At 72.5% G+C, this 22,331-nt stretch carries 21 protein-coding genes and 1 riboswitch; of the genes, 7 read left to right on the forward strand and 14 right to left on the reverse strand.

Annotated features, from left to right (window positions below; translation table 11 throughout):
* Nucleotides 1–17 precede the first annotated feature (17 nt).
* The 6 genes from ABZ576_RS14020 to ABZ576_RS14045 all read left to right on the forward strand — a co-directional run bounded on the left by ABZ576_RS14020 (nt 18) and on the right by ABZ576_RS14045 (nt 5,862).
* Nucleotides 18–539 (forward strand): Lrp/AsnC family transcriptional regulator, encoded by a 522-nt coding sequence (locus ABZ576_RS14020; RefSeq protein WP_360739706.1) that lies wholly within the window; start codon nt 18–20, stop codon nt 537–539.
* A 20-nt stretch (nt 540–559) separates the two neighbouring features.
* Nucleotides 560–1,924, forward strand: a complete 1,365-nt coding sequence (locus tag ABZ576_RS14025) for an aspartate aminotransferase family protein (protein ID WP_360739708.1) — start codon at nt 560–562, stop codon at nt 1,922–1,924.
* A gap of 190 nt (nt 1,925–2,114) precedes the next feature.
* The gene (locus tag ABZ576_RS14030) at nt 2,115–2,855 is read left to right on the forward strand and encodes an ATP-binding cassette domain-containing protein (protein WP_360739709.1); all 741 of its coding nucleotides are present in this window, start codon (nt 2,115–2,117) and stop codon (nt 2,853–2,855) included.
* On the forward strand, nt 2,837–4,390 hold the full coding sequence (locus ABZ576_RS14035; protein WP_360739711.1) for a hypothetical protein: 1,554 nt from the start codon (nt 2,837–2,839) through the stop codon (nt 4,388–4,390). Before ABZ576_RS14030 ends, ABZ576_RS14035 begins: the two co-directional genes overlap by 19 nt.
* A 108-nt stretch (nt 4,391–4,498) precedes the next feature.
* Nucleotides 4,499–4,906, forward strand: a complete 408-nt coding sequence (locus tag ABZ576_RS14040) for a VOC family protein (RefSeq protein ID WP_360739712.1) — start codon at nt 4,499–4,501, stop codon at nt 4,904–4,906.
* Nucleotides 4,907–5,151: 245 nt separating this feature from the next.
* On the forward strand, nt 5,152–5,862 hold the full coding sequence (locus ABZ576_RS14045) for an LAETG motif-containing sortase-dependent surface protein (protein ID WP_360739714.1): 711 nt from the start codon (nt 5,152–5,154) through the stop codon (nt 5,860–5,862).
* Between the two features lie 135 nt (nt 5,863–5,997).
* On the opposite strand, the gene ABZ576_RS14050 is transcribed toward ABZ576_RS14045, so the two are convergent.
* The 11 genes from ABZ576_RS14050 to rpsB form a co-directional block, all read right to left on the reverse strand.
* The gene (locus tag ABZ576_RS14050; RefSeq protein WP_360739715.1) at nt 5,998–7,017 is read right to left on the reverse strand and encodes an ABC transporter ATP-binding protein; all 1,020 of its coding nucleotides are present in this window, start codon (nt 7,015–7,017) and stop codon (nt 5,998–6,000) included.
* Entirely contained in the window at nt 7,018–8,619 is a 1,602-nt protein-coding gene (locus ABZ576_RS14055) for an iron ABC transporter permease (RefSeq protein ID WP_360740056.1), read from the reverse strand.
* A 38-nt stretch (nt 8,620–8,657) separates the two neighbouring features.
* Nucleotides 8,658–9,734 (reverse strand): thiamine ABC transporter substrate-binding protein, encoded by a 1,077-nt coding sequence (locus ABZ576_RS14060; RefSeq protein ID WP_360739716.1) that lies wholly within the window; start codon nt 9,732–9,734, stop codon nt 8,658–8,660.
* A gap of 82 nt (nt 9,735–9,816) precedes the next feature.
* A riboswitch (TPP riboswitch) is annotated at nt 9,817–9,925 on the reverse strand.
* A gap of 23 nt (nt 9,926–9,948) precedes the next feature.
* Entirely contained in the window at nt 9,949–11,055 is a 1,107-nt protein-coding gene (gene rlmN / locus ABZ576_RS14065; RefSeq protein WP_360739718.1) for a 23S rRNA (adenine(2503)-C(2))-methyltransferase RlmN, read from the reverse strand.
* Between the two features lie 188 nt (nt 11,056–11,243).
* The gene (locus ABZ576_RS14070) at nt 11,244–11,441 is read right to left on the reverse strand and encodes a hypothetical protein (protein ID WP_360739720.1); all 198 of its coding nucleotides are present in this window, start codon (nt 11,439–11,441) and stop codon (nt 11,244–11,246) included.
* Nucleotides 11,442–11,514: 73 nt separating this feature from the next.
* Nucleotides 11,515–12,993 (reverse strand): cytochrome P450, encoded by a 1,479-nt coding sequence (locus tag ABZ576_RS14075; RefSeq protein ID WP_360739722.1) that lies wholly within the window; start codon nt 12,991–12,993, stop codon nt 11,515–11,517.
* A gap of 332 nt (nt 12,994–13,325) precedes the next feature.
* Entirely contained in the window at nt 13,326–14,459 is a 1,134-nt protein-coding gene (locus ABZ576_RS14080) for a phosphatidate cytidylyltransferase (protein ID WP_360739724.1), read from the reverse strand.
* Nucleotides 14,459–15,016, reverse strand: a complete 558-nt coding sequence (gene frr / locus ABZ576_RS14085; RefSeq protein ID WP_073890041.1) for a ribosome recycling factor — start codon at nt 15,014–15,016, stop codon at nt 14,459–14,461. The genes ABZ576_RS14080 and frr overlap by 1 nt, the downstream gene beginning before the upstream one ends.
* Before the next feature lie 181 nt (nt 15,017–15,197).
* On the reverse strand, nt 15,198–15,956 hold the full coding sequence (pyrH, locus tag ABZ576_RS14090) for a UMP kinase (protein ID WP_014675284.1): 759 nt from the start codon (nt 15,954–15,956) through the stop codon (nt 15,198–15,200).
* A gap of 216 nt (nt 15,957–16,172) precedes the next feature.
* Nucleotides 16,173–17,009 (reverse strand): translation elongation factor Ts, encoded by an 837-nt coding sequence (gene tsf, locus ABZ576_RS14095; RefSeq protein ID WP_360739726.1) that lies wholly within the window; start codon nt 17,007–17,009, stop codon nt 16,173–16,175.
* A 152-nt stretch (nt 17,010–17,161) separates the two neighbouring features.
* Nucleotides 17,162–18,055: a 30S ribosomal protein S2 gene (gene rpsB / locus ABZ576_RS14100; RefSeq protein ID WP_360739728.1), complete on the reverse strand. Its 894-nt coding sequence runs from the start codon at nt 18,053–18,055 to the stop codon at nt 17,162–17,164.
* Between the two features lie 275 nt (nt 18,056–18,330).
* Here rpsB and ABZ576_RS14105 point away from each other — a divergent pair, with 275 nt between their 5' ends.
* On the forward strand, nt 18,331–18,897 hold the full coding sequence (locus ABZ576_RS14105) for a M23 family metallopeptidase (RefSeq protein ID WP_360739730.1): 567 nt from the start codon (nt 18,331–18,333) through the stop codon (nt 18,895–18,897).
* Between the two features lie 283 nt (nt 18,898–19,180).
* On the opposite strand, the gene ABZ576_RS14110 is transcribed toward ABZ576_RS14105, so the two are convergent.
* From ABZ576_RS14110 to dprA, 3 genes are all read right to left on the reverse strand, one after another.
* A complete protein-coding gene (locus ABZ576_RS14110) occupies nt 19,181–19,738 on the reverse strand; it encodes a helix-turn-helix domain-containing protein (RefSeq protein ID WP_360740059.1) in 558 nt (185 codons plus the stop codon).
* A 65-nt stretch (nt 19,739–19,803) separates the two neighbouring features.
* Nucleotides 19,804–20,646, reverse strand: a complete 843-nt coding sequence (gene whiG / locus ABZ576_RS14115; RefSeq protein ID WP_360739731.1) for an RNA polymerase sigma factor WhiG — start codon at nt 20,644–20,646, stop codon at nt 19,804–19,806.
* A 323-nt stretch (nt 20,647–20,969) separates the two neighbouring features.
* Nucleotides 20,970–22,238, reverse strand: coding sequence for a DNA-processing protein DprA (gene dprA / locus ABZ576_RS14120; protein WP_360739733.1), 1,269 nt, complete (start codon nt 22,236–22,238; stop codon nt 20,970–20,972).
* Nucleotides 22,239–22,331: the final 93 nt, after the last annotated feature.

Genomic DNA, 22,331 nt, shown 5'->3' on the forward strand with positions numbered 1-22,331 from the left:
AAAACTATCGAGACGTCGTGCACAGTGGGGTCGTGGCCAGTCGAAGCGCAGACCAGAGGGACTCGTCCCGCGAGTCCAGGAACGGCAACAGTCCCCAGCTGGACGCCGTTTCCCTCGCCATCATCCAGCAGCTCCAGGAGGACGGCCGCCGGCCGTACGCCGCGATCGGCAAGGCCGTGGGCCTGTCCGAGGCGGCCGTGCGCCAGCGCGTGCAGAAGCTGCTGGACCAGGGCGTGATGCAGATCGTCGCCGTGACGGACCCGCTCACCGTGGGCTTCCGCCGGCAGGCGATGGTCGGGATCAACGTCGAAGGCGATGTCGAGTCGATCGCGGACGCGCTGACCGACATGTCGGAAGTCGAGTACGTGGTGATGACCGCGGGCTCGTTCGACATCCTCGCCGAGATCGTCTGCGAGGACGACGACCACCTGCTGGACGTCATCAACAAACGCATCCGGGCGCTGCCCGGGGTGCGCTCCACCGAGAGCTTCGTCTACCTGAAGCTGAAGAAGCAGACCTACATGTGGGGAACCCGATAACCCGTGAGGACCCGATAACCGTGAGCAGCAAGGACCTCAGCCGCACCGCGTACGACCACCTGTGGATGCACTTCACCCGCATGTCCTCGTACGAGAACTCCCCCGTGCCGACCATCGTCCGGGGTGAGGGCACCTACATCTACGACGACAAGGGCAGGCGCTACCTCGACGGTCTCGCGGGTCTGTTCGTGGTCCAGGCCGGACACGGCCGCACGGAACTCGCCGAGACCGCCGCCAAGCAGGCGAGCGAGCTCGCCTTCTTCCCCGTGTGGTCCTACGCGCACCCCAAGGCCGTGGAGCTGGCCGAGCGCCTCGCGAACGAGGCCCCGGGCGACCTCAACAAGGTCTTCTTCACCACCGGTGGCGGCGAGGCGGTCGAGACCGCCTGGAAGCTCGCCAAGCAGTACTTCAAGCTGACCGGCAAGCCCACCAAGTACAAGGTCATCTCCCGCGCGGTCGCCTACCACGGCACCCCGCAGGGCGCCCTGTCCATCACCGGCCTGCCGGGGCTGAAGGCCCCCTTCGAGCCGCTGGTCCCGGGCGCGCACAAGGTGCCGAACACCAACATCTACCGCGCGCCGCTCTTCGGCGACGACCCGGAGGCCTTCGGCCGCTGGGCCGCCGACCAGATCGAGCAGCAGATCCTCTTCGAGGGCCCGGACACGGTCGCCGCGGTCTTCCTGGAGCCCGTGCAGAACGCGGGCGGCTGCTTCCCGCCCCCGCCCGGCTACTTCCAGCGGGTCCGCGAGATCTGCGACCAGTACGATGTCCTGCTGGTCTCGGACGAGGTCATCTGCGCCTTCGGCCGCCTGGGCACGACCTTCGCCTGCGACAAGTTCGGCTACGTCCCGGACATGATCACCTGCGCCAAGGGCATGACCTCGGGTTACTCCCCGATCGGCGCCTGCATCATCTCCGACCGCCTGGCCGAGCCGTTCTACAAGGGCGACAACACCTTCCTGCACGGCTACACCTTCGGCGGCCACCCGGTCTCCGCGGCGGTCGGCCTCGCCAACCTCGACCTGTTCGAGCGCGAGGGCCTCAACCAGCACGTGCTCGACAACGAGGGCGCCTTCCGCTCCACCCTGGAGAAGCTGCACGACCTGCCGATCGTCGGCGACGTCCGCGGCAACGGCTTCTTCTACGGCATCGAGCTCGTGAAGGACAAGGCGACCAAGGAGTCGTTCAACGACGAGGAGACCGAGCGCGTCCTGTACGGCTTCCTCTCCAAGGCGCTGTTCGACAACGGCCTGTACTGCCGTGCCGACGACCGCGGCGACCCGGTCGTCCAGCTCGCCCCGCCGCTGATCTCCAACCAGGAGACCTTCGACGAGATCGAGCAGATCCTGCGCGCCACCCTCACGGAGGCGTGGACGAAGCTCTGACCATCCGACCGGGTGGTCAACACCGGCCCCGGTGTCGTTCGTTCGAGTGAGAACGACGGCCCGGGGCCGTGTGCTGACCGGCCTCCCCGTGACGGCTGCCTAGCGTTCCAGTGACCGATCGGCCGAGCCTTCGTTCCCCCGCACGAGGGATCAGGCACGGGACAACGGATCAGAACCGAGGTGTACGCCCATGGAGGCCCCGCCGGACAACGACGTGCTCTGGGCACGCTCCCTGCACTTCACGCACCGCGACGGCTCCCCCGGCCTCGGCGGGGTCTCGCTCGGCGTACGGGAAGGCGAGATCCTGGCCGTCAGCGGCCCGCGCGGCAGCGGCAAGACCACGCTGCTGCGCTGTCTGTCCGGCCTGGTGCCGGTGCGCACCGGCGAGGTCTGGTTCAACAGCGCCCCCGTCCACACGCTCGGCCCGATGGCCCGCGAGCGCCTGCGCCGGGACCGCTTCGGCTGGATCGACCCCGAGCCGGTCCTGGTCCCCGAGCTCAACGTGTGGGAGAACGTCGCCCTCCCCCTGATGCTGCGCGGCACCGGCCGCCGCCGGGCCAGGGCCGCCGCGCTGGAGTGGCTGGAGCGGCTGGACGTCGGCGACCGGACCCGCAAGCGCCCGCAGGAGCTGCGGCAGGCCGAACGCCAGCGGGTCGCCATCGCCCGCGCGCTGGCTCCCGGCCCCGCGGTCCTCTTCGCGGACGAGCCCACGGCGACCCTGCACCGCGCCGACCGCGCCCATGTCCTGCGCACCCTGACCACGGCCGCCCGCTCGCACGCGATCACGGTCGTGCTCGCCACGCACGACGCGGAGATCGCCGCCCTCGCCGACCGCACGGTGACCCTGCTGGACGGGCGGCGCGTGCACACCGTGCACCTGCCGGACGCCCCCGACGCGGAAGGCCGGGCCGCGTGCTCGCTGTCCGTCTGACCCGCGCCGCCCGGCCCGCCGTCCAGCTGCGCCGCCTGCTGGTGGCCGTGGCCTCGGCGGGCACCGGTTTCCTGCTCCTGTCCAGCCTCGGCCACGCCCTGGACCACCCCGATGAGCCGGGCGCCGCCGCGCTGCGCCTGGCCTGGTGCGCGGTGCCGCTCGCCGCCACGGTCCACTTCGCGCTCGCGGTCGCCCGCACCGACCCCGGCACCCGGCCGCGCCCCGGCCTGTCCGCCGTGGGCCTGGGCCCGGCCCGCCTCATGGCCGTCTCCGCCCTGACGACGGCCCTGTCCTGCGCCCTGGGCTCCCTGCTGGCGCTGCTGTTCTTCCTGCACCTGCGCGGCGATCTGACGGGCCTGCCGTTCGACGGCGCGGCGACCGACTTCCTGGCCGCGGACCAGCCCCTGCCCGTCCCGGCGGCCCTGACCCTCCTCGCCCTGACGCCCGCGGCCGCCTCGGCCACGGTGGCCCTCGCCCTGCGCCCCCGGGACCCCCGCCCGGCACCCCGCGGCCCGCGCGGGTTCGGCCGCTTCGGGGCGTACCACTCCGCTCCGGCGAAGGAGACGTTCGGGGCCTACGGGAGGTTCGGATCGCGCTTCGGCGGACGGGTCCCGGCCGGTGTGACGGCAGCGGCCGAGCCGCGCCTCACGGGCGGTCCCGCCCATATGACGGCAGCAGCCGATCAGCGCCTCACGGGCGGTCCCGCCGGTGTGACGGCAGCGGCCGGCCGGGGTGCCACGGGCGGTCCCGCCGCCGGGGCGGCTGCCGGTCCGGCGGCGGACGGCGTCCCGGTGGCGCCGGGCGGCGCGGTCCGTGACGCGGCCGCGGACCCGGACACCGGCCCGGCCGACGGAACCGGTGCGGCAGACCGAGCCCGTGCGGCAGACCGAGCCGGTACGGCAGACATGACCGACCTGGCCGGCCTGGCCGGCCTGGCCGGCGCGGGCCCCGCCGCTCCCGAAGGACCGCCCGCCGGTCTCCCCTGGGGCGTGGCCCTCCTCACCGCCGGCCTCGCCGCGCAGGCCTACGCCGGCCGCTCCGTCCCCGCCGCCGCCGCCGCCGTACTCCTCGGCTGGCTGCTCACCGGCGCCGGCCTGGTCGTGGCCGCCCCCGGCCTCGCCCACCTGTGCGGCCGGCTCCTCCAGTCCGCCCGGCCGGGAGCGCTCCGGCTGCTCGCCGGGCGGGTCCTGATGACGGAGGCCACCCGGATCGGCCGCCCCCTCGGCGTGGTCTGCGCGGCGGCGTCCGCCGGGTACGCCCTGACCGTCCTCCGCGACGGCCCGGCCCCCGCCTCCGGCCCGCTCACCGCCCTCGGCGCGCTCGTCGTCGCCGGCTGCACGGTCGCCACCCTGTTCACCGCGGCCGTGGAGACCCGCCAGAGCCGCGCCGAGACCACCGCCGCGCTGCTCCGCCTCGGTGCGCCGGCCGGCATGCTGCGTGGGGCGGCCGCCCTCCGCGCGGCCGCGCTGCTGGCCCTGTTCGGCCCGCTCACGCTGCTGGTCGCCGCCCTGTCGGCACTGCCCCTGGACCGCTGACCGCCGGTCCGGGAAAACCCCCGTCGGTCACCGATGAGTCCGGGGCGGGCCACCGGTCTACCCATCGGACGCGATCAACCGCGCACGACCCCGACGGGAGAGGCCCGCATGTACCAGCAGATGATTTTCGTGAACCTGCCCGTGAACGACCTCGACGCCTCGAAGAAGTTCTTCACGGAGCTGGGCTACACGATCAACCCGCAGTTCAGCGACGAGAAGGCGGCTTCCGTCGTGATCAGCGACACCATCGTCGCGATGCTGCTGACCAAGCCGTTCTACGCCACCTTCACCAAGAAGCAGATCGCCGACGCCACGACGACCAGCGAGGTGCTGGTCTGTCTGAGCGCCGAAAGCCGCGAGAAGGTGGACGAGCTGGTCGACAAGGCGATCGCGGCCGGTGGCACCGAGAGCGGCCGGACCCAGGACCACGGCTTCATGTACGGCCGTTCCTTCGACGACCTCGACGGGCACACCTGGGAGGTCATGTGGATGGACCCGGCGGCGATCCAGGGCTGACCCCGCGGGACTCCGACGTCCGTGTCGCCAGGGGCGGGTGAGGCCGGCACCCGCCCGGCCCGGCGCGCAAACGTCCGGGCGGTTAATAAGCGAGCAAAGTCAACGGCCGTTGACGGCCGACGCGTTGACACTGCTCGCGGAGCGCTTATAAACCTGTGAGCCTCCCGGGGGTGCTGGGGCCTCACCTCTTCCGTCGTCCCGTATCCCCGTCACCCCCCGCAATTGCACTCTGTAAAGGACAAACGTTGTCCATCACTCGCCGTAGCGTGCGCCGTTCCGTGAGCGTCCTGGGTGTCGCCTCCGGGTCGGCGGCTCTGGTACTGGGCCTGACCGGCTCCGCCCTCGCCTGCACCATCAAGGACTTCTCCGCCGAAGCCAAGTGCGACGGCGGCAAGGGCGTCATCGTCGTGACCGACACGGACGCCTCCGCGAAGGACGCCACCGTCAGCGTCTTCCTCAAGGGCGTCGGCGGTGTGGAGACCAAGGTCGGCGAGCAGCCGGTCAAGGGATCCAAGGAGGGCACCGAGGTCACGTTCCCCGAGGACTGGAAGCCGAACGCCACCTACCGGGTTCACATCAAGGCGGACAAGGCGGTCGACCAGGACATCCAGCCGGACCTGGTGACGCCGTCCACCGCCTGCACGACCGAGAGCGAGACCCCGAAGCCGACGGCCTCCACCACGCCGTCGGCCACCCCGTCCCCGTCCGCCTCCACATCCGCGTCCGCCCCGGCCGGCTCGGCGGCCCCGGTCCCGTCGGCCTCCGCGTCCAGCTCGGCCCCGGCGGGCACCGCGGAGAACGCGCCGTCCCCGGCGGTCGGCGACTCCAACCTCGCCGACACCGGTGCCGACTCGAACACCGGCCTGATCGCCGGCGTCGCGGCGGCCCTGGTCGTCGTCGGCGGCGGCGCCGTCTACTTCGGCATGCGCCGCCGGGGTGCGAGCGGGAAGAACTGACCGCGGGGCGCCGGCGTCGGCCCGGTGGCGAGCGCGTCGGGCCGGTGCACGGTGATCAGGGCGCCGGCGTCGGGCCGGTGCACGGTGACCAGGGCGCCGGCGTCGGGCCGGTGCACGGTGACCAGGGCGCGGCGGTCAGTCGAGCACGACCGTTTCGGCCACGTCGAACTCCACACCGACCGAGGCGCCGGCCTCCGGCGCGTCCCGCAGCGCGCAGGCCGCCTCCAGCCGTGGGCCGCCGGCCGGCTGGAGGTGGACCGCCACGTGGGTGCCCTTGAAGGTACGGGCGGACACCGTGCAGGGCAGGCCCCGGTCGGCCGGCACCAGCCGGACCCCGGCGGGCCGGACGAGGAGCGTGCGGTCGCCCTGCGCGGAACCGTCCGGCACCGGCAGCTTGCCCCACGGGCTGTCGGCGGCCGTCCCGGCGACGGTCGCCGGCACCACGTTCTGGAAGCCGAGGAAGCGGGCCACGAACGCGTCGGCGGGCCGCTGCCACACGTCGAGCGGGGTGCCGGACTGCGCGATCCGCCCGTCCCGCATCACCACCACCCGGTCGGCCAGCGCGAACGCCTCGCCCTGGTCGTGGGTGACGGCGAGCACGGTCGTACCCAACCGGCCGAACAGCTCCCGCAGTTCGACCACCAGCCGCTCCCGCAGCGAGCGGTCGAGCTGGCCGAGCGGCTCGTCCAGCATGAGCAGCCGGGGCCGCGGCGCGAGTGCCCGGGCGAGGGCCACGCGCTGCTGCTCGCCGCCGGACAGGGAGGCCACGGCCCGCCGGGCGGCCCCCGGCAGCCCGACCAGTTCCAGCAACCGGCCGACCTCGGTGTCCCGTTCGCGCGCTGCGACGCCGTGCATGCGCAGTCCGAAGGCCACGTTCGCGCCGACGTCCCGCTGCGGGAACAGCTGGTGGTCCTGGAACATCAGCCCGACGCCCCGCTTGTGCGCGGGCACGCCCCGCTGGTCGCGGCCGTCGAGCGACACCCGCCCGGCGTCCAGGGGCTGCAGGCCCGCCACCGTCCTGAGCAGCGTGGACTTGCCGCTGCCGCTGGGCCCGAGCACGCACACCACCTCGTGCTCGGCGACGTCCAGGTCCACCGCGTCGAGCACGGCGCGCCCGCCGAAGCGCACGGTCGCGGCGGCAAGGCTCAGCAGCATCTAGAACTCCCCCGTCCGGTCGGTGCGCAGACGCTCCAGGACCAGCAGCGCGGCGGCGCAGACCACCATGAGAATCGTGGAAAGGGCCATCGCCTGGCCGTAGTTGAGCTCGCCGGGACGGCTGAGCAGCCGGGCCACGGCGACCGGGAGCGTGGGGTTGTCGGGCCGGGCGATGAACACGGTCGCCCCGAACTCGCCGAGCGAGACGGCGAACGCGAAGCCGGCGGCGACCAGCAGCGCCCGCCGTACCAGCGGCAGGTCCACCTCCCGCCACACCCGCCAGGGCGAGGCCCCGAGCACGGCGGCCGCCTCGCGGAGCCGGGTGTCCACCGCGCGCAGCACGGGCAGCATGGTGCGCACGACGAAGGGGGCACCGACCAGCGCCTGGGCGAGGGGCACCAGGATCCAGGACTGGCGCAGGTCCAGTGGCGGCTCGTCCAGCGCGATCAGGAAGCCGAAGCCGACGGTGACGGCGGACACCCCGAGCGGCAGCATCAGCAGCGCGTCGAAGCCGCGCACCAGCCGCCCCGCGTCCCGGCGGGCCAGCGCGGCGGCGGCGAGACCTCCGATCACGACGGCGATGGCGGTCGCGGCGACGGCGTACTGGAGCGAGGTCCACACGGCCTGCACCGGCGCCACCAGGAACACTCCGCCGTCGGCCGCGGTGAGCGCCCGGTAATAGCCGAAGCCGGGCGCGTCGAGCGAGCGCCGGACGAGGACGGCGAGCGGCAGCACCAGGAGCACGGCGATGGTGGCGAGGACCGCGGCGAGCAGCGCCCACTGCCCGGCCCCGCGCGGCCGGCGCGCGGTCGTCCGGGCGTCGACCAGGCGGAGGGCGGTCTCCCGCCGCCGGACCGTCCAGGCGTGCACGGCGAGGATCGCGCCGACGGCGGCGAACTGGACGAGGGTGAGGACGGCGGCCGTGGAGAGGTCGAAGACGTCGGAGGTCTGCCGGTAGATCTCCACCTCGATGGTGGAGAAGGCCGGGCCGCCGAGGATCTGCACCACGCCGAAGGAGGTGAAGGTGAACAGGAACACCATCAGGGCGGCGGCGGCCACGGCGGGCGCGAGCGCCGGCAGGGTGACCTGCCGCCAGGCGGTCAGCCGGGAGGCGCCCAGCATCCGCGCCGCCTCCTCCTGCCGGGGGTCGAGCTGGGCCCACAGCCCGCCGACCGTGCGGACGACGACCGCGTAGTTGAAGAAGACGTGGGCCAGCAGGATCGCCCACACGGTGGTGTCGAGCCGTACCCCCCACAGCTCGTCCAGCAGGCCGCGGTGGCCGACCAGGGCCAGGAAGGCGCTGCCGGCGACGACGGTCGGCAGCACGAACGGGACGGTGACCACGGCCCGCAGCAGCTGCTTGCCGGGGAAGTCCAGACGGGCGAAGACGTGGGCGGCGGGCAGCGCCAGCAGCAGGGTGAGCGCGGTGGAGGCGAGCGCCTGCCAGGTGGTGAACCACAGCACGTGCCGGACGTCCGGCTGGGCCACGACGTCCGCGATCCGTCCCAGCCGCCAGGCGCCGTCCACCTTCAGCCCGCGCGCGACGATCGCGGCCACGGGCCAGGCGAAGAACAGCGCGAAGAACGCGACGGGCAGGGCCATCAGCCCGAGCCGCGCCGCGTTCCCCCGCCGGGTGCCGGTCACTTCAGTACGAGCGACGTCCACGACTTGACCCACTGGTCGCGGTTGGCGGCGATCTTCTCGGGCGCCAGGGTCTCGGGGTCCTCGGCGGCCGGGCCGTACTTCGTGAAGTCGGCGGGCACGGCGGCCCCCCGCGTGACCGGGTAGACGAACATGTTCAGCGGCATGTCCTGCTGGAACTCCCTGGTCAGCAGGAAGTCGATGAGCGCCTTGCCGCCCTCGGTGTTCTTCGCGTTGCTCAGCAGCCCCGCGAACTCGATCTGCCGGAAGCAGGTACCGGTGGCCACACCGGTCGGCGCGGTGCCGGGCCGCTTCTTGGCGTAGATCACCTCGGCGGGCGGGGAGGAGGCGTACGACACCACGAGGGGCCGGTCGCCGCCCGCCTTCCTGCCTTCGGAGGACCCGGAGAACTCCTGGTAGTAGGCCTGCTCCCAGCCGTCGACGACCTTGACGCCGTTGGCCTTCAGCTTCTTCCAGTAGTCCGGCCAGCCCCCGTCGCCGAACTCCGCGGCGCTGCCGAGCAGGAAGCCGAGGCCCGGGGAGGAGGTGGCCGCGTTCTCCGTGACGAGGAGGTTCTTGTACGCGGGCTTGGCGAGGTCGGCGAAGGACCGCGGCGGGGTCAGCTTGTGCTCGCTGAAGTACGCCTTGTCGTAGTTGACGCAGATGTCGCCGTAGTCGACCGGCGTGACCCGGTGCTTGTCCTTGTCGAGCTGGTAGGCGGCACCGACCGTGTCGAGGCCCTTGGCCTCGTACGGCTGGAAGAGGCCGTTGTCCAGGGCGCGGGAGAGCAGGGTGTTGTCGACGCCGAAGAGGACGTCGCCCTGCGGGTTGTCCTTGGTCAGGATCGCCTTGTTGACGGCCTGACCGGCGTCGCCGTCCTCGAGGACCCGGACCTTGTATCCGGAACGCTTCTCGAAGTCCTTCAGGACGTTCTTCGAGACGCTCCACGAGTTGTGGCTGACCAGGGTCACGGTCTTGGTGTCCGCGGAGCCCTTGGTGTCGGACGAGCCGCACCCGGTCAGCGCGGACAGCGCGACGAGGCCGGCGGCCGCGGTCGCGAGGGTCTTGGTGTGCACTGGATGTCCTCCTGGGGGTTGGCCAGGAAGAGACGCGGCCCTGCCCGGGCTCCGCCAAGGAGACCCGGGCAGGGCGCAACAGCTTGAGTGATGACCGAACTTCCTACCCAGAATGACCTGGGCGAGGTTCAGAGGGTCTGCGGCCCTGTCCGCCGCACTCTCAGCGCTGTGGCGCTCCCCTGTCGGAATATGAAGATGTGTGGACCCGGTCAGATTACCGCTCGGTGGCCGCGAGCTGACCACACGCCCCGTCGATCTCCTGGCCGCGGGTGTCCCGGACGGTGACGGGCACCCCGTGGGCCGCGATGGCCTCGACGAACGCCTTCTCGTCCTCGGGCCGCGAGGCGGTCCACTTGGAGCCGGGCGTCGGGTTCAGCGGGATGAGGTTGACGTGTACGGGCTTGCCCTTGAGCAGCCGCCCGAGCCGGTCACCGCGCCAGGCCTGGTCGTTGATGTCCCGGATCAGCGCGTACTCGATCGACAGCCGGCGGCCCGACTTCTCGGTGTACTCGAACCCGGCGTCCAGGACCTCGCGCACCTTCCACCGCGTGTTGACGGGGACGAGGGTGTCGCGCAGCTCGTCGTCGGGGGCGTGCAGGGAGATCGCCAGCCGGCACTTGAAGCCCTCGTCGGCGAACCGGTGGATGGCCGGCACAAGGCCCACCGTCGAGACGGTGATCCCGCGCTGCGAGAGGCCGAGCCCGTCCGGGGCCGGGTCGGTGAGCGCCCGGATGGCGCCGACGACCCGCTTGTAGTTGGCGAGCGGCTCGCCCATGCCCATGAAGACGATGTTGGACAGCCGAGCGGGCCCGCCGGGCACCTCGCCGTCCCGCAGCGCCCGCATCCCGTCGACGATCTGGTGGACGATCTCCGCGGTGGAGAGGTTCCGGTCCAGCCCCGCCTGCCCGGTCGCGCAGAACGGGCAGTTCATGCCGCATCCGGCCTGCGAGCTGATGCACATGGTGACGCGGTCCGGGTAGCGCATCAGCACGGACTCGACCAGCGTCCCGTCGAACAGCCGCCACAGCGTCTTGCGGGTGGTGCCCTGGTCGGTGGAGAGGTGCCGGACGACGGTCATCAGCTCCGGGAACAGCGCCTCCTGCAGCTTGGCGCGCGAACCGGCCGGGATGTCGGTCCACTGCTCCGGGTCGTGCGCGTACCGCGCGAAGTAGTGCTGCGCGAGCTGCTTGGCACGGAACGGCTTCTCACCGATCTCGGCCACAGCGTCCTTGCGCTCGGCGGGCGTGAGGTCGGCAAGATGCCGCGGCGGCTGCTTGGCACCGCGCGGCGCGACAAAGGTGAGTTCTCCGGGCTTGGGCATGGTCTTACCAGTGTCGCAGATCGACTCCGGTGGCCCAGGCCGGAGCGGGGTGGGGGCGGTCACCCGTGGGTACCGGTGGTCAGCATCGGACGGCCCAAAGTAGTACCACCACCAGACTTCGCTGGAAGATCTGCAGCCTTGTCAGCGATTGTTTGATCTCCCGGGCCGAGCCGGCGGGGTGGGTGGGGCTAGTCGTCGGTGTTGTCCGGCTGGGTGGCGTTCGCGGTTCCGCCGCGCTTCTTCGAGGCGCTGCGGGCCAGCTCGCCCGCGGTGAGGGTGACGGTCGCGACGGCGCGGGTCCAGCGCGGGCCGCCGCGCTCCGCCCACACCACGCAGACGCAGCCGCCGACTACGAGCGCCAGGACGCCGAGCAAGAGCAGAATCATGGTCCCCACCTGTGTCGTCGTACCGGAAGCCGCTGTCGTACGGGCAGACGCCGTCCACGGGTGAAAGGTTCCCTCACCAAGCCACGGGCAGGGTGCGCGGTCCGCGGATCAGGCCCCGGCGCTGGAACTCCACCTCCTCGGGCGGTACGGCCAGCCGGATGCCGGGGAAGCGGGTGAGTACGGCGCCGATCATCACCTCCGCCTCCATCCGGGCCATGACGGCGGCCAGGCAGTGGTGCGGGCCGTGGCCGAAGGCGAGGTGCGCGGCGCCCGCGCGGTCGAAGTCCAGGGTGTCGGGGTCGGGGAACACCTCGGGATCGCGGTTGGCGGCGAGGTACGCGTTGTAGACCACGTCCCCCGCCCGGATCAGCCGCCCGCCGACCCGCACGTCCTCGGTGGCGACCCGGGGGATGCCGACGCCGTTGCGGTGCGGGACGTAGCGGAACAGCTCCTCCACGGCCCGCGGCAGCAGCTCCGGCTCGCGGCGCAGCCGTTCCAGGTGGCGGGGGTGGGTGAGCAGCGCGTACATCATCGAACCGCTGTTGTTGCGGACCGCGTGGCCGCCGCTGACCTGGACGGCGGTGGCCAGGGAGATCGCCTCGTCGTCCGTGATCTCGCCCGCCTCGGCCGCCCGCGCCAGCACTCCGGCCAGGTCCTCGCGGGGTTCCTCGCGGCGGCGCCGGAGCAGCTCGGCGATGTGGGCCCGGGTGGCCCGGGCCGCCGCCGCGGCGCGCTCCCCGGACTCGGCTCCGGCGGACAGCAGCGCCTCCCCCGTCTCGGCCCACCGGTGCCAGTCCCGCTCGTCCACGCCGAGGAAGTCCCGGAGCACGGCGAGCGGGAAGGGACCGTGCAGGTGTTCCATGAGGTCGGCCGGTGCGCCGGCGCGCCGCATGCCGTCGAGCAGTGCGGCGGCCCGGCGCTCGGCGAGCGGGCGCAGGCGTTGCATGCTCCGCCCGGTGAACGCCCGGGCCACGACCCTGCGCAGCACGGTGTGCCGGGGCGGGTCGACGTACTGCACGCCCGCCGTCTGCGAGGCCACCGGCACGGGACGCATCGTGGTGACGTCGCGGCCGACCACCTCCTCCCGGGAGAAGCGCGGGTCGGAGGTGACGAAGCGGACGTCTTCGTACCGGGTCACCAGCCATGCGTGCCCGGTGCCGTACGGCAGCCTGATCCGGCTGACCGGTTCGCTGCGCAGCAGCTCGTCCAGGAGCGGGTCGGGGTCGAGCGCGGGCAGATCACCGACGGCCCAGAACCGCACGGGGGGAAGCGGCGCGGCGGCGGACCGGTCGGCCGGGAGGGCGGACCGGTCGGCCGGGGCGGCGGACCGGTCGGCCGGGGAGGCGGACCGGCCGGCCGGGGAGGCGGCTGGGTCGGCCGGGGCGGCGGACCGGCCGGCCGGGGAGGCGGCTGGGCCGGCCGGGGCGGCGGACCGGTCGGCCGGGGAGGCGGCTGGGTCGGCCGGGGCGGCGGACCGGTCGGCCGGGGAGGCGGCTGGGTCGGCCGGGGAGGCGGACCGGTCGGCCGGGGAGGCGGCTGGGTCGAGGGGCATGGGGCACGCTCCCTGCGGCGTCGGCGGCGCGGCACACGCCGTGTGTCCTGTCAGGGAGTCTGCCGCCCGCCGGCCGGGCCCGGCGATTTCTGCTGCGGCATCCGGGGCGGCGTTCCGCTGCCGGGGTCCAGGTGCCGGTGCCGGGTTCAGGTGCCGGGTTCAGGTGCGGGGGCCGGGTTCGAGGTTCCGGGGCCGGGTGCCGGGTTCAGGTGACGGGTGCCGGGTTCCAGGTGCCGGGCCTCGGTACGACACCGGGCCCCCGCCCTTCGCTCAGGACAGGGGCCCGGAAGCCGTACGAGGATCGGCGCGCGGAGGGCCGGTGGCCGCCCGCCTCAGCCGCTGCCGACGAACACCACCAGAAGCAGCCACACCACCGGTGCCGTCGGCAGGAGGGAGTCCAGGCGGTCCATGATGCCGCCGTGACCGGGGAGCAAGGTGCCCATGTCCTTGATGCCCAGGTCGCGTTTGATCATGGATTCGCCCAGGTCGCCCAGTGTGGCGCTGGCCGCGACCGCGAGGCCCAGCAGCAGGCCCTGCCACCAGGCTCCGCCGTCGATCAGGAACTGCATGCACAGCGCGCCCGCGACCATCGCGAAGAGCACCGCGCCCAGCAGGCCCTCGCGGGTCTTGCCGGGGCTGATGCGCGGGGCCAGCTTGTGCTTGCCGAACCGCCAGCCGACCGCGTAGGCACCGGTGTCGCTGACGACCGTCAGCAGCAGGAAGGTCAGCACCCGCCAGGGACCGTCGTCGGCGGCGAGCATCAGCGCGACGAACGTCGCCAGGAACGGCACGTAGAACGCGGCGAAGACGCCGGCCGTGACGTCCTTGAGGTAGTCCTCCGGCGGCTCCGTCATACGCCAGACCAAGACGGCCAGAGCGGTGAGGGCCATGGCGACCCACGCGCCCTCGGCACCGCGCACGTAGCCGGCGACGACCATCGCCGCACCGCCGACCGCGAGCGGGACCAGCGGCGCCTTGATGCCCTTGCGCTCCTGGAGCCTGCTGGTCAGCTCCCACAGGCCGACGACGACGGCGACCGCGACGACGCCGACGAAGACGGCCTTCTCGATGAACAGGGACGCGACGATCAGCACACCGAGTCCGACGCCGACGCCTATGGCCGCGCTCAGGTCACGGCCCGCGCTCTTCTTCTGCGGCGCTGGCGCCGGCTGCGGGACGTCGGGCATGGGCTCCGGGTTCTGGGTCTCGGCCGGGAGTCCCCCGGCCTGGAACGGCTCGTCTCGGAACAGGGGACCACTCAGCCGGGCGGCCCCCCGGTCGTCGTCCTGGTCTCCGCCGTACGCGGGTCCGTCGGGCACGATGGGCATGGGGCGAGTCTGCTGCGCCTCAGGCGCATCGTACGCGGGACCCGCCGGGGCGGCCCCCTGGACAGGCCCACCCCCGGTGGGCCCCCAGTACCCGGCCTGCCCCGCCTGCGGCGGCGCCCCCCAGGAAGAGTCGCTCATCAGACTTCGAGCAGCTCCGATTCCTTGTGCTTGAGGAGTTCGTCCACCTGCGCGACGTACTTCGCCGTCAGGTCGTCGAGCTCCTTCTCCGCACGGCGGCCCTCGTCCTCGCCGACCTCGCCGTCCTTGATCAGCTTGTCGATGGCGTCCTTGGCCTTGCGGCGCACGGAGCGGATGGACACCTTGGCGTCCTCGCCCTTGCCCTTGGCGACCTTGATGTACTCGCGGCGGCGCTCCTCGGTCAGCTCGGGGAACACCACACGGATGATGTTGCCGTCGTTGCTGGGGTTGACGCCCAGGTCGGAGTCGCGGATCGCCTGCTCGATGTTGCGCAGCGCGCTCTTGTCGAACGGCGTCACGACCGCCATGCGCGGCTCCGGCACGGAGAACGAGGCCAGCTGGTTGATCGGCGTCGGGGCACCGTAGTAGTCGGCCACGATCTTGTTGAACATCGCCGGGTGCGCACGGCCGGTGCGGATCGCGGCGAAGTCCTCCTTGGCGACCACGACGGCCTTCTCCATCTTCTCCTCGGCCTCGAGGAGGGTCTCTTCGATCACCACTTGCTCCTGCGTGTCTTGAGTGAGGCCCGGCTGCGGTTCCTTGTCGGCGGCGGCCGGCTGCGTCGCGTCTTCTTCCTGCACGGTTCCCGACCGGCAGGACATTGTCCATCCCCCGGCCTGGGTGCGTCCCGTCCGTCCCCCGGACAGGTGGCGTACCCCGGGCGGCGGGGGTGTGCCGTCAGTCCCGGCTGCCCTGGTCGCCGACCAGCGTGCCGATCTTCTCACCCTTGACGGCGCGGGCGATATTGCCCTCCGCGAGGAGCTCGAAGACGAGGATCGGGAGCTTGTTGTCGCGGCACAGCGTGATGGCGGTGGCGTCGGCGACCTTGAGGTCACGGGTGATGACCTCGCCGTAGCCGAGGGCGTCGAACTTGACGGCGTCGGGGTTGGTCTTGGGGTCGGAGTCGTAGACCCCGTCCACGCCGTTCTTGCCCATGAGCAGCGCCTCGGCGTCGATCTCCAGGGCGCGCTGGGCGGCGGTGGTGTCGGTGGAGAAGTAGGGCATGCCCATACCGGCGCCGAAGATGACCACGCGGCCCTTCTCCAGGTGCCGCACGGCGCGCAGCGGGATGTACGGCTCGGCGACCTGGCCCATGGTGATGGCGGTCTGCACGCGGGACTGGATGCCCTCCTTCTCCAGGAAGTCCTGGAGGGCGAGGCAGTTCATCACGGTGCCGAGCATGCCCATGTAGTCGGAGCGGGCACGGTCCATGCCGCGCTGCTGGAGCTCGGCGCCGCGGAAGAAGTTGCCGCCGCCGATGACGACCGCGATCTGGGCGCCGTCGCGCACGACGGCCGCGATCTCACGGGCGATCTTGTGCACCACGTCCGGGTCGACGCCCAGGCCCCCGCCACCGGAGAAGGCCTCTCCGGACAGCTTCAGCAGAAACCGGCCGCGTACTTTGCCGTCGTCGCTCTTCTGGGCCTTGGTGGTCATGGGGGATCCCGCCTCTTTCACGTGTTGCACATACGAAGAAGGCCATTGCCGATGGGGTTGCTTTTCGCTCCCATGCGCGGCAATGGCCTCCTCGTCAGATCTGCTGCCGTCCGCCCCACGCCCGGGTGTGGCGGTGTGCGCGGACGACTGCTGTCGACCCTATCGGGATTTCCCCGGGGATTTCTCCGTGGGTCGCGCGTCGATCGCGGTACGGACTCAGATGCCGACCTTGATGCGCGAGAAGCGCTTCAGGGTGACACCGGCCTCGTCCAGGACCTTCTGGACCGACTTCTTGTTGTCCAGGGCGTACGGCTGGCCGAGCAGCGTCGCGTCCTTGAAGAAGCCGTTCAGACGACCCTCGACGATCTTGGCGATCGCGGCCTCGGGCTTGCCCTCGGCGCGGGTGGTCTCCTCGGCGATGCGGCGCTCGGACTCGACGACCTCGGCCGGGACCTCGTCCTTGGAGAGGTACTTCGGCGCGAACGCGGCGATGTGCTGGGCGACGCCCTTGGCGACCTCGGCGTTCGGCTTGTCGAGCTCGACCAGGACACCGATCTGCGGGGGCAGGTCGGGCATGGTGCGGTGCATGTAGGCGGTGACGTAGCCGTCGGCGAACTGCGCGAAGCGGTCCAGGACGATCTTCTCGCCGAGGTTGGCGTTGGCCTCGTCCACGAACGCCTGCACGGTCTTGCCGGCCTCGATCTCGGAGGCCAGCAGGGCCTGGAGGTCGGCCGGGTTCGTCTTGGCGACGTGCTCGGCGATGGCCTGGGCCACGGCCTGGAACTTGTCGCCCTTGGCGACGAAGTCCGTCTCGCACTTCAGCTCGACCAGGACACCGGAGGAGTTGTCGTCGGCGATGATGGAGACCACGGCGCCGTTCTCGGCGGAGCGGCCCTCGCGCTTGGCGACGCCCTTCTGGCCCTTGATGCGCAGCGCCTCGACGGCCTTCTCGACGTTGCCCTCGGCCTCGTCCAGCGCCTTCTTGCAGTCCATCATGCCGGCGCCGGTGAGCTCACGGAGCTTCTTGACGTCGGCGGCGGTGTAGTTCGCCATGAGTCTGTGAGTCTTTCTCGAAGTCTGGTTTGGGTCCGCACGGTCGCGACCCACTTGTAGTCGCGGACCGCGTACGTCGTGCCGACCTACGGGTGAACAGCGGGGGCGGAACGCATGTCACCGCCCCCGCTGTCAACGCTGACGGACCGGCGTCAGGCCTGCTCGCCCTCGGCGGCCTTCTCGCCCTCGGCGGCGGCAGCCTCGGCCGGAGCAGCCTCGGCCGGAGCGGCCTCGGCGGCCGGGGCGGCCTCGGCGGCCGGAGCCTCGTCCTTCTTCTCACCCTCGAGCAGGTCGCGCTCCCACTCGGCGAGCGGCTCGCCCGCGGCCTTCTCACCCTTGTCGCCGGTGGCGACGCCGGAGCGGGCGATGAGGCCCTCGGCGACGGCGTCGGCGATCACACGGGTGAGCAGGGTGACGGAGCGGATCGCGTCGTCGTTGCCCGGGATCTTGTAGTCGACCTCGTCGGGGTCGCAGTTGGTGTCGAGGATCGCGACGACCGGGATGTTCAGCTTCCGGGCCTCACCAACGGCGATGTGCTCCTTCTTGGTGTCCACGATCCAGACGGCGCTGGGCACCTTCTGCATCTCGCGGATACCGCCGAGGGTCTTCTCCAGCTTGGCCTTCTCGCGGGAGAGGACCAGCAGCTCCTTCTTGGTCAGACCGGAGGCCGCGACGTCCTCGAAGTCGATCTGCTCGAGCTCCTTCAGGCGCTGCAGACGCTTGTAGACGGTCGAGAAGTTGGTGAGCATGCCGCCCAGCCAGCGCTGGTTGACGTAGGGCATGCCGACGCGGGTGGCCTGCTCGGCGATGGCCTCCTGCGCCTGCTTCTTCGTGCCGACGAACATGACCGTGCCGCCGTGGGCGACGGTCTCCTTGACGAACTCGTAGGCGCGGTCGATGTACGACAGCGACTGGAGCAGGTCGATGATGTAGATGCCGTTGCGCTCGGTGAAGATGAAGCGCTTCATCTTCGGGTTCCAGCGACGGGTCTGGTGACCGAAGTGGACGCCGCTCTCCAGCAGCTCCCGCATCGTGACGACGGCCATGGCCGTATCTCCTCGAATTACTCGGTTGTGCCGCGTCCGCCGGACGGCGGTCGCGCCTGACGCCCGCGGTGCGCCGTGCCACGAAGGACCGAGGGGCGCTTGGTACGAACCGTTGCCGGCTGCCGTACCCGGGCGTGCGAAGTCGACCCGGTGACCCGGATCGCCAGAAGAAGTGTACGGGACCGACGAGGCACCGGGTGACGCCGCTCTCCACAACCGGCGAGTGGTCCACAGGCGCCGGGTCCGTTCGGCGGGGGTGCGGCACGGTGTGCGGCATGCGATACGTGAGCGTGTGGACGGCTCTGCTGCTGGCGTCGGCGGCCACGGCACCGACTCCCCCGGCGCGGGCGGAGAGCCCGCCCCCGGCGCCGCCGCGTGCGGCGCCCCCGGCCGCGGCCGTCGGCCGCACCTGGCCGGTGGGTGTGCGCCCGGCGGTCCTGCGCGGCTGGGAGCCACCGGCCACGGTCTACGGTCCCGGGCACCGGGGTGTGGACCTGGCGGCACCGGCCGGGTCCCCGGTGCGTGCGGTGGCACCGGGCCGGGTCCTGTTCGCGGGGCGGGTGGCGGGACGGGGCGTGGTGTCGGTGGCCCTGACGGGCACGGATCTGCGCACCACCTACGAGCCGGTGCGCCCGTCGGTGGCCAAGGGCGACGAGGTGGCGGCGGGCGGGGCCGTGGGGGTGGTGGAACCGGGCGGGTCGCACTGCGGACCGGCGACGTGCGTGCACTGGGGCCTGCTGCGCGACGGGACCTACCTGGACCCGCTGTCACTGCTCCCACCGTGGCTGCTCGCGAGGGGACCGTCGCGACTGCTGCCGGTGTACGGGGGGCGGGACGCGTAGCGGGGCGCGGCACCACCGCATCGCCCCGCCGCGGCCGTCGGAAGTCACCGTCGCCGAGGAGCCCGACGGCTGCCGGTGTGCGGGTAGCGCCACGCGGCCGGCGCGGCTGGCAGCTACGGCTACGGCTGTTGTGCACGGGTGCGGCGCGCGGGCGGGCCGGCTGCCGCCGTTGTACGGGCAGGTGGCGGCACGCGGCCGGCATGGCTGCTGCTCGGCCGCGGCTGCGGCTGCTCGTGGTCGGGTGCGGCGCGCGGCCGGATACGGCGCGCGCGGTCGGCGCCGTTCAGCCCCGTACGCCCCGCAGGGCCATGGTCACCGCCGCGTCCGTCACCACCGCGGGGTCCTCCGCGGCGCCGAGCTCGATGCGCCGGACCGCCGCGTCCACGACCCCCTGCACCAGCATGGCGGCGAGCCTGGGCTGCGCGTGGCCGAGCTCCGCCAGCGCCTCGACGATCATCGCCACCAGTCCGCCGTGCGCGGCGCGGATCTTCTCCCGGGCGCCCGCGTCCAGCTCGCTCGCGGAGATCGCCACGACCGCCCGGTGCCGCCGGTCCCCGACCAGCGCGAGCTGCTGCCGTACGTACGCCTCGACCTTGCCCTCGGCGGTGCCGGCCCGCTCCATCGCCGCCGCGACCTCCGCCGCCCACACGGGGAAGTCGGCCTCGCACAGCTCCTCGACCACGGCCGCACGCGAGCGGAAGTACTCGTACACGGACGACCGCGCGAGCCCCGTCCGCTCGGCGAGGGCCGGGAAGGTCAGCGCCTCCGTGCCCCCCTCGGACAACAGGGAACGAGCCGCGTCCAGCAGGGCGGCTCGCTGCATCGACCGGTGCTCGGCCACGGAGGCCGCTCGAATCCTTGGCACGTCGACCACTTTACGGACGCGCCCGGGCGAAGGGGAGCGACTCAGCGTCCGAAGCTCGCCAGCTTGGCCCGCAGCTGGAGCACCGACTTGGTGTGGATCTGGCTGACCCGGCTCTCGGTGACCCCGAGCACATTGCCGATCTCGGCGAGGGTGAGCCCCTCGTAGTAGTAGAGGGTGACGACCGTCTTCTCCCGCTCGGGCAGGGTGTTGATCGCCCGTGCCAGGAACCGCCGCAGCTCACGGTCCTCGGCCACCTCCACCGGATTGTCGGCGGCGGTGTCCTCCAGCGTGTCCATCAGGCTGAGCCGGTCCCCGCCCTCGCCGCCGACGTGCAGCAGCTCCTCCAGCGCGACCACGTTGGCCAGCGACAACTGGCTGAAGATGGCGTGCAGTTCGTCGACCTCCATGCCCAGCTCGCCGGCGACCTCGCCCTCGGTCGGGGTCCGCCGCAGCCGTGCCTCCAGGGTGGCGTAGGCGCGCTCGACGTTGCGCGCCTTCTGCCGGACCGAGCGGGGGATCCAGTCCAGCGCCCGCAGCTCGTCGATCATCGCCCCGCGGATCCGGGTGATCGCGTACGTCTCGAACTTGATCTCCCGGTCGATGTCGAACTTCTCGATCGCGTCGATCAGCCCGAACACCCCCGAGGAGACGAAGTCGGCCTGCTCCACGTTGGGCGGCAGACCGACGCTCACCCGGCCCGCCACGTACTTGACCAGCGGCGAGTAGTGCAGGATCAGCTGCTCGCGCAGCCGGTCGTCCCCCGTCGCCTTGTACGACCGCCACAGCTCGTCGAGCGTCGAGGGAGCGGGCGGCCGCACGCTGCCACCGTCGCGGGCGGCTGGGGGGATCGCCGCCCGGTCGGACCCGGAGGTGTGCTGGGGCATTCGTCGCCTTGTGCCGTTCTGCCGTGAAGTGCCGTGAAGTGCCGGGAAGTGGGTGGGGGTGAGGGTGGATGCGGGGAAGTGGGCTGCCTGGGTGAGGTGTCGGTCTGGTGGCGGGTTGGCGTGGTCTGCGCCCACGCTTTCGTGAGCGTAGCGTGACTGGGGAGTCGCGGTGCGCGAACAGCGAGGCACCACCCGTGCGCGGGGCGGTCGCACCGGGTGTGCGGCCGCGCTCCACAGCTCGCTCTGTGTGACCGGCTGGGGTCGCCAACTCCGGGAAAGGCCAAGGGTGTCGGGGGTTCCCCCGGACGGCCGAACACGCTCGGTCAACACGGACGGTGACCGGCCCGGACCGACATCACGGCCTGGCGTGTCAACTTCCAGCCATCGCCGTGTCGTTCGACGTAACCAAGTGCTCGGAGTTCGTACAGTCTCGCGATCGCCTCGTCCGGCGTGGTGCGCGCGCCGAGCGCGATCTCCCCGGCGGGGGCCGCGCGGCTGCCGGGGAGGGCGGCGAGCACGCTGCGGGCGGCCGGTTCCAGCAGGTCACGCGGGAGGACCGGGCCCCGGTGGACCGGTGCCAGCTCACCCATGTCGCCCACGAGCTCGACGACTTCCGTGGCGTCCGTGACGAGCGTGGCCTCGCCCCGCAGCAGCTCGTGCACACCGGCGGAGAGGGAGCTGGTGACGGGGCCGGGCACGCCCATCGTGAACCGGCCGAGGCGCTGCGCGGCTCGTGCGGTGGCCAGGGAACCGCTGCGACGGGCGGCCTCCACGACGACGGTTCCCCTGGTCAGCGCGGCGATGACGCGGTTGCGGAGGATGAACCGGCTGGGTGTCGGATGGTCGCCTGGCGGCAATTCGCCCACCACCAGTCCCTGCTCCGCGATCCGGCCGATCAACGCTGCGTGACCGCGCGGGTAGGGCTGGTCGACGCCGCAGGCCAGCACGGCGACGGTCGCGCCGCGGGCGGCGAGGGCGCCTCTGTGGGCGGCCCCGTCGATGCCGTAGGCACCGCCCGACACGACGACCCAGCCGCGCTCGGCGAGGGCGGAGGCGAGGGTGGCGGCCGTGTGGGTGCCGTACTCGGTGCAGGCGCGGGCACCGACGAGGGCCACGGACCGCAGTGCCCACATGCGCAGACTGGGCCGGCCGCGCACCCAGAGTCCGAGGGGGCGGGCGTCGCCGAGGTCGTCGAGCTGTCCGGGCCACTCGGTGTCACCCGGGCACACGAACCGGGCCCCCGCGGCCCGGGCCAGCGCGAGGTCCCGCCGCGGGTCGGCCCGCCCGGCCCGCGCGACGAGACCCGCCCACCGGGTCCCGCTCACCCCCGGCAGCGCCGCCCCGCCGCACGTCAGCCTGCGCACCACCTCCCCCACCCCGAACTCCCGCACCCACCGCCCACCGACCTCGTCCCCCGGCTCGACCACCCGCCCGAGAAAGACCCGGCCGAGCAGTTCACCGCCGGGTTCACCGCCCTCGGCGCCCTCGGCGCCCTCGCTGCCCTCGCTGCCCCCGGCGTCTTCGGCGACTCGGGTGTCTTCGGCGTATTCGGCGTCTTCGGGTTCCGGGTGACTCGCCCGCGATCCACTCATCCGCCGCCCGTCATCCCTCATACGCCGCCTCCCGTCGTGGCCGCGTCACGCCGTCCGGCCGCCCGGCACGGTGGTGTACCGGGCGGGCTCGCG

The organism is Streptomyces sp. NPDC013455, from assembly GCF_040632975.1.
Classification (GTDB): Bacteria; Actinomycetota; Actinomycetes; order Streptomycetales; family Streptomycetaceae; genus Streptomyces.

Excerpts from the sequence above, each read along its gene's own strand:
- ABZ576_RS14030 (WP_360739709.1), top strand. The coding sequence starts at position 2,115 with ATGGAGGCCCCGCCGGACAACGACGTGCTCTGGGCACGCTCCCTGCAC.
- ABZ576_RS14040 (WP_360739712.1), top strand. The coding sequence starts at position 4,499 with ATGTACCAGCAGATGATTTTCGTGAACCTGCCCGTGAACGACCTCGAC.
- ABZ576_RS14050 (WP_360739715.1), bottom strand. The coding sequence starts at position 7,017 with ATGCTGCTGAGCCTTGCCGCCGCGACCGTGCGCTTCGGCGGGCGCGCC.
- ABZ576_RS14055 (WP_360740056.1), bottom strand. The coding sequence starts at position 8,619 with ATGGCCCTGCCCGTCGCGTTCTTCGCGCTGTTCTTCGCCTGGCCCGTG.
- rlmN (WP_360739718.1), bottom strand. The coding sequence starts at position 11,055 with ATGCCCAAGCCCGGAGAACTCACCTTTGTCGCGCCGCGCGGTGCCAAG.
- ABZ576_RS14070 (WP_360739720.1), bottom strand. The coding sequence starts at position 11,441 with ATGATTCTGCTCTTGCTCGGCGTCCTGGCGCTCGTAGTCGGCGGCTGC.
- ABZ576_RS14075 (WP_360739722.1), bottom strand. The coding sequence starts at position 12,993 with ATGCCCCTCGACCCAGCCGCCTCCCCGGCCGACCGGTCCGCCTCCCCG.
- ABZ576_RS14080 (WP_360739724.1), bottom strand. The coding sequence starts at position 14,459 with ATGAGCGACTCTTCCTGGGGGGCGCCGCCGCAGGCGGGGCAGGCCGGG.
- pyrH (WP_014675284.1), bottom strand. The coding sequence starts at position 15,956 with ATGACCACCAAGGCCCAGAAGAGCGACGACGGCAAAGTACGCGGCCGG.
- tsf (WP_360739726.1), bottom strand. The coding sequence starts at position 17,009 with ATGGCGAACTACACCGCCGCCGACGTCAAGAAGCTCCGTGAGCTCACC.
- rpsB (WP_360739728.1), bottom strand. The coding sequence starts at position 18,055 with ATGGCCGTCGTCACGATGCGGGAGCTGCTGGAGAGCGGCGTCCACTTC.
- ABZ576_RS14105 (WP_360739730.1), top strand. The coding sequence starts at position 18,331 with ATGCGATACGTGAGCGTGTGGACGGCTCTGCTGCTGGCGTCGGCGGCC.
- whiG (WP_360739731.1), bottom strand. The coding sequence starts at position 20,646 with ATGCCCCAGCACACCTCCGGGTCCGACCGGGCGGCGATCCCCCCAGCC.
- dprA (WP_360739733.1), bottom strand. The coding sequence starts at position 22,238 with ATGAGTGGATCGCGGGCGAGTCACCCGGAACCCGAAGACGCCGAATAC.